This is a genomic window from Actinoplanes oryzae, assembly GCF_030757795.1.
Lineage (GTDB): Bacteria > Actinomycetota > Actinomycetes > Mycobacteriales > Micromonosporaceae > Actinoplanes.
Genome location: NZ_JAUQWH010000294.1, coordinates 1 through 5,307, shown reverse-complemented (window position 1 = coordinate 5,307; position 5,307 = coordinate 1). Strand labels below are relative to the sequence as shown.

The window sequence follows — 5,307 nt, the reverse complement described above, 5'->3', positions numbered from 1 at the left end:
CCCACGACGACCGGCTCAAACGGCTCCGCGACACCGGCCTCACCGCGGACGAGCTGGCCCGGCTGGCGTCGCCGATCGGCCTCGACCTGGGCGCCCGCACCCCCGAGGAGACCGCCGTCAGCATCGCGGCCGAGATCGTCGCGCTGCGCTGGCAGGGCTCCGGCTCCCGCCTCACCGCCACCGACGGCCCGATCCACGCGGGACGCTAGGCTGGCCGGCATGCGTCTTCATGTGGGCTGCGCGATGTGGACGCACAAGGCGTGGCCTTCGTCGCAGGAACGGCTCCGGTCGTACGCGGGCTGGTGCAACGCCGTCGAGGGCAACACCACCTTCTACGCGACGCCCGCCCGGGAGACCGTGGCGACCTGGGCCGCGCAGACGGATCCAAGCTTCCGCTTCGTGCTCAAGCTGCCCAGGCCGGTGACCCACGAGCACCGGCTGAGCGGCGGCGACGAGCAGCTGCGCGCCTTCCTGCATGCGATCGAGCCGCTCGGGACCCGGGTGCACGCCCTGTGGATCCAGCTTCCCGGGTCCTTCGGCCCCGGCGACACTCCCGCGCTGGCCGGCTTCCTGCGCCGCCTCCCGCCCGCTTTCCGGTACGCCGTGGAGGTGCGCGATCGGGCCTTCTTCACCGACCCCGGGGCGGCCGGCGCGCTCGAGGACGTCCTGATCCGCGCGGACGCCGAGTGGGTCCCCTTCGACACCACGACCTTCTTCGCGTCCCCGCCCACCAGCAATGCCGAACGCGATGCCTGGTCCAAGAAGCCGCGCATGCCCTTCCGCGACCGGGCCCTCACCGCCCGCCCGATCGTCCGCTACCTGGGCCGCGACGATCCCGCCCGCACCGTCGAAGGCTGGCAGCCCTGGGTGACCCGCACCGCCGCCTGGCTCCGCGAGGGCCGCTCGCCCACCGTCTTCCTCCACACCCCGGACAACGCCGAGGCCCCGGAGCTGGCCCGCCGCTTCCACGCCGAGGTGCGCGCCCTGGTGCCCGAGCTGGACCCCCTCCCGGACCCCGAGCCGATCGCCCCCGCCACCCTCTTCTGAGCCGCTACGGCCGACCCGCGACGCGAGCGCGGCGACGGTGACACCGCCGGCCGGCTGGCGCAGCCAGTCCCGCTCCTGGTACGCCTCCCGGGAGGCCGGCGAATCGCACATCGCCAGGCCGGCGAGGGCCGCCCCCAGAATGTCGAGCACCTGGAAGGCCCCGGGCTCGCGCTCGACCAGGTCGGCGGCCTCACGCTGGGCGCGACCGAAGCGCTGCTCCGCCGCCCGCGCCGCTGGGCCGGGCATCGCCGCACGTGGGAGGCGGGGCGGCGGTACGTTGGGTGCATGGGGGTGGATGCGGTTGAGCTGCGGCGGTGTCCGCGGTGCGGGCATCTGACGCGGGCGGACCGGATGGTCAAGGGCTACGGGCGGGACTGTGCCACGCAGCTCGGGCTCGTCGGGCGGTCGGTGGATGTCGGGCATCGGGGGCCGGATCTGCTCGACCTGCTGCGCGGTGACGGGGAGACCGAGCCGCCGGACAGCTGTGACGGGTGGGACCGGCCCGCCGACCGCGCCGACTGAGCCCGACTGCGGAAAGGCGGCGTGCGCGGGGTGAACGGCGGCGCCCGCAGGGAGGTCGGAGACACGAGGCGTCAGTTGAACAGGCCGCCGGTGGCCCGGATGTTCTGACCGGTGACCCAGCCCGCGTCGGGGCCGGCCAGCCACGCGACGACCGCGGCCACCTCGTCGGCGGTGCCGATCCTGCCCAGCGCGGTCATGGACCTTGCCCGGGCCAGGGAGTCGGGGGTGTGGACGCCGCGGAGCATGTCCGTGTCGGTGGCGCCGGGCAGGACGCTGTTGACGGTGATGCCCCGTTCGCCGAGCTCGGTGGCGGCGACCGCGGCGAACTGCTCCAAGGCTGCCTTGCTCGCGCAGTAGAGGGCCAGCCCCGGCCCGCGCATCACCGTGTTGAGCGTGGAGACGGCGACGACCCGGCCGCCGTCGTGCAGCAGGCCGGCCGCCTCGCGGAGCGCCAGCAGCGGGAACTTGGTGTTCACCGTGAGAACCCGGTCGTAGTCCTCCTCGGTGATGTCCTTGATCGGCGTACGGTCGACGATGCCCGCGTTGAGGACGAGGATGTCGAGGCCTTCGTCGCGCACCGGGGCGAAGGCGGCCTCGACCGCGCCCGGGGCTGCCTGGTCGGCTCGCACGGCCACGACACCGTCCGGGGCGTCGCCGGCCGGCTGCTGCCGGTAGGTGTAGGTCACCCTCGCGCCGGCCTCGGCGAGCCGGCGGACGATCGCCCGTCCGATGCCCCGCGAGCCGCCCGTGACCAGAGCCGTCTTGCCGGTGAGCTGCGTCATGGGGGCCACGCTAGGTGCGTACGGACCAGTGGTCTTGAAGGATTGCGCACAGCTCACCCGGCGTCAGACCGCCCAGCGCGCGCATCTCGCGGGTCAGGTGGGCCTGGTCGGCGAAGCCGGCCGTCGCCGCGGCCGTCGCCGGCCGCGATCCCCGCGCGAGCAGTCCCGTCGCCCGCTGCAGCCGGGCGATCCGCGCCACCATGCCGGGGGAGAGCCCGAGCTGATCGCGCATCACGACCTCGACGCGCCGGCGCGACACGCCCAGCGCCGCGGCGACCGCCCCGATGCGCAGCCGGCCTTCGGCGTGCAGCCGGCGCCACACGGTCATGAGCAGGTCGTCCGGGGCCGGTTCCAGCGCCGCCGTCAGCAGCTGGTCGAGCAGCCTCCACCGGTCCGGCCAGCCCGGCGCGACGGCGAGGCGTTCGGTCAGCTCCGCGGCGCGCGCGCCGAGAACCGCCGCCAGGTCGAGCGTCTCCCCGGCCAGCTCACGCGACGGTACGCCCAGCAGCCCGCGCACCCCCGCCGGCGTGAGGGCGACCGTGACGCCGTACCCCCAGGGGTTGCGGGTTTCGAGGTGGGCCCTGCCCCGCACGCCGGTGACCAGTCCCGAGCCGCCGGCGAAGTCGAGGACCAGCGTGGTCGCGGTGATCGGCAGCAGCCGGTGCCCGACGCGGGCGGCAGCCGGGCCCCCGAAGCCGGCATAGCCCAGCACGTGGCCCCGCAGCCGCCCGGGCGGCGGCCCGAGGATCGACTCGCACCCCACGGGCAGGCGCTGCGTCGGCATGGAGTGGATCAGCAGGGGACCGTCCCGATGGTCCATGATGGCAGCCATGACTCTCCTGGAGCGCTACGCGAACCTGGTCGTACGGGCCGGTGTCAACCTACAGCCGGGGCAGGGTCTCGTGCTGGCCACGGACACCGCGCACCTCGAGATCGCGCGGGCCGTGACCGAGGCGGCCTACGCGGCTGGAGCCGCCTTCGTCGAGCCGCTCTTCGACGACGGGCCGATGCGCCGGTCCGAGCTCGACCACCTGAGCGTCGAGCAGCTGACGGCGGACCGCCCCTGGGTGCTCGCCCGCAACGCCGCCTGGGACGAGCGGGGGGTGGCGTTCATCGCCCTGGTCGGCAGCGATCCGACGGTGTTCGAGGGCGCGGACCCTTTGCGGATGGCGGCCCGGCGCCGGGAGGAGTCGCGCACCATGCGCAAGGTGACCACTGGCACCGCCCACCGGTGGTCGGTCATCGGCGCGCCGAACCCGGGCTGGGCGCGCCAGATCTTCGGCGAGCCGGACACCGACCGGCTCTGGGAGGTCGTCGCCACGGCCCTGCGCCTCGACGACCCCGACCCGGTCGCGGCCTGGCGCGCACGGGCCGAGGTGCTCGCGGCCCGCGCGGCCCGGCTGGACGCCCTGGCGCTGACCGAGGTGCGCTACCTCGGCGACGGCACCGATCTGCGGGTCGGCCTGCCGGCCGGGTGCCGCTGGACGGGCGGCGGGCTCGTCGACGACTCCGGCATGCTCTTCATGCCCAACCTGCCCACCGAGGAGGTCTTCACCAGCCCGCACCGCGAGCACGCCGAGGGCACGATCCGGCTGACCAAGCCGGTCGTCGTGGCGGGGCAGCTGGTCACCGGGCTGCGGGCGACCTTCCGGGACGGGCGCATCACCGGCGTCACGGCCGACGCGGGCGCGGAGGTCGTCCGCGCGCAGCTCGACACGGACGAGGGCGCCCGGCGCCTCGGCGAGGTCTCCCTGGTCGACCGGGACAGCCGCATCGCCGCGGCGGGCGTCGTCTTCCACAACACGCTCTTCGACGAGAACGCGGGCTGCCACGTCGCCTGGGGCAACAGCTTCCCGTTCGCGCTGCCCGGGCGCAGCGCCGAGGAGCGTTTCGCCGCGGGCCACAACACGTCCATGGTGCACACCGACGTCGTCATCGGCGGCGAGGGCCTGACCGTCACCGCCCGGGGCCGCGACGGCGAGGTCACCCTCCTCGAGGACGACGCCTGGGTCCTGGCTTAGTACTGCAACGGCAGTTGGCAGAGGGTGTAGCCGCGGGGTTTGTCGTGGCTGAGGCGGGCTTGGTGCGAAAGAGGCCTGGATCCTGCGCTGGACGCCCGCTGGGTCACGGACTCACCCAGGTGAACGTCAGGTCCATGCCCGCCGACAGCCCGAGGAAGGTGGACCACGAGAAGCTCATGATCGGCAGCGCCACCCCGAAGAGGCCCTGCTTGACGAATCCCACCGTGTGCGCCTGGACCCGGCCGGCCCCGGCCGTCCCGGTCGTGATGTCGAACGCCTGCGCCACGCCCGCGCCCTCGCGCCGGTAGAAGCTGGCCACCTCGCCCATCCCCGCGTTGGTCGAGAAGTTGAAGCGGTGCGCCACGATCCACGCGCCCTTGCTCGCCGAGTTCGCGAAGAAGACCACCCGGCGCGAGTCCTGCCGGGGCCGCATGACCAGGCGCACCGCATCCGGCCCTTGCGCGAGGACCGCGATCACCGCACTGCCGTTACGCCGGGCGACGCACCGCAGGTACGCCACCTTGCCCGGCTCGGCGAACAAAGGGTCGCCGAACGGCGCCTCGTTGATCGCCAGCGGCGCCGGAGACGCGATGCCGTCGGCCGAGGCGATGGCCGTCACCGACCCCGTCTCCGGCGCGTCGGGCTCCGACCAGTTCGCCTCTCGCGCACACAACTCCTGGTGGTACCCGAGCGCCTCCCCCGACACCGGAACCCGCTGCACCGCCGCCGCCTCGAACAAGACCACCCCGACGACCCACCCGCCTCCGGGCGCCGCGGCCCACCCGGTCGGCAACGCCGCCCCGAACCCGTTCGCCGTCGCCCACGCGTCGACCCGCCGCAGCCACGTGGCCCCAGACAGCTGGAGAAATCCCGACGCCCCGGGCGGAATCTCCGGGAACACTTCAGCGGCGGGCACGTCCCGCCAGGTGACGCCG

7 protein-coding genes are annotated in these 5,307 nt (G+C 74.4%); 4 read left to right on the top strand and 3 right to left on the bottom strand.

The window, feature by feature from the left end:
* From RBH18_RS42900 to RBH18_RS42890, 3 genes are all read left to right on the top strand, one after another.
* Window positions 1-209 (top strand): XdhC family protein (locus tag RBH18_RS42900; protein ID WP_306216277.1); only part of this gene is annotated, 209 nt, incomplete at its 5' end.
* Between the two features lie 10 nt (window positions 210-219).
* A complete protein-coding gene (locus RBH18_RS42895) occupies window positions 220-1,047 on the top strand; it encodes a DUF72 domain-containing protein (protein ID WP_306216276.1) in 828 nt (275 codons plus the stop codon).
* 285 nt (window positions 1,048-1,332) lie between these two features.
* Window positions 1,333-1,569: a hypothetical protein gene (locus tag RBH18_RS42890; RefSeq protein WP_306216275.1), complete on the top strand. Its 237-nt coding sequence runs from the start codon at window positions 1,333-1,335 to the stop codon at window positions 1,567-1,569.
* Between the two features lie 71 nt (window positions 1,570-1,640).
* On the opposite strand, the gene RBH18_RS42885 is transcribed toward RBH18_RS42890, so the two are convergent.
* Together RBH18_RS42885 and RBH18_RS42880 are read right to left on the bottom strand one after the other, a co-directional pair.
* Window positions 1,641-2,351, bottom strand: coding sequence for an SDR family NAD(P)-dependent oxidoreductase (locus RBH18_RS42885; protein WP_306216274.1), 711 nt, complete (start codon window positions 2,349-2,351; stop codon window positions 1,641-1,643).
* A gap of 10 nt (window positions 2,352-2,361) precedes the next feature.
* Window positions 2,362-3,183 (bottom strand): helix-turn-helix domain-containing protein, encoded by an 822-nt coding sequence (locus RBH18_RS42880; RefSeq protein WP_306216273.1) that lies wholly within the window; start codon window positions 3,181-3,183, stop codon window positions 2,362-2,364.
* On the opposite strand from RBH18_RS42880, the gene RBH18_RS42875 reads away from it, so the two are divergent.
* Entirely contained in the window at window positions 3,182-4,372 is a 1,191-nt protein-coding gene (locus tag RBH18_RS42875) for an aminopeptidase (protein ID WP_306216272.1), read from the top strand. The genes RBH18_RS42880 and RBH18_RS42875 overlap by 2 nt on opposite strands.
* 103 nt (window positions 4,373-4,475) lie before the next feature.
* Here RBH18_RS42875 and RBH18_RS42870 read toward each other — a convergent pair.
* Window positions 4,476-5,307 (bottom strand): hypothetical protein (locus RBH18_RS42870; RefSeq protein WP_306216271.1); only part of this gene is annotated, 832 nt, incomplete at its 5' end.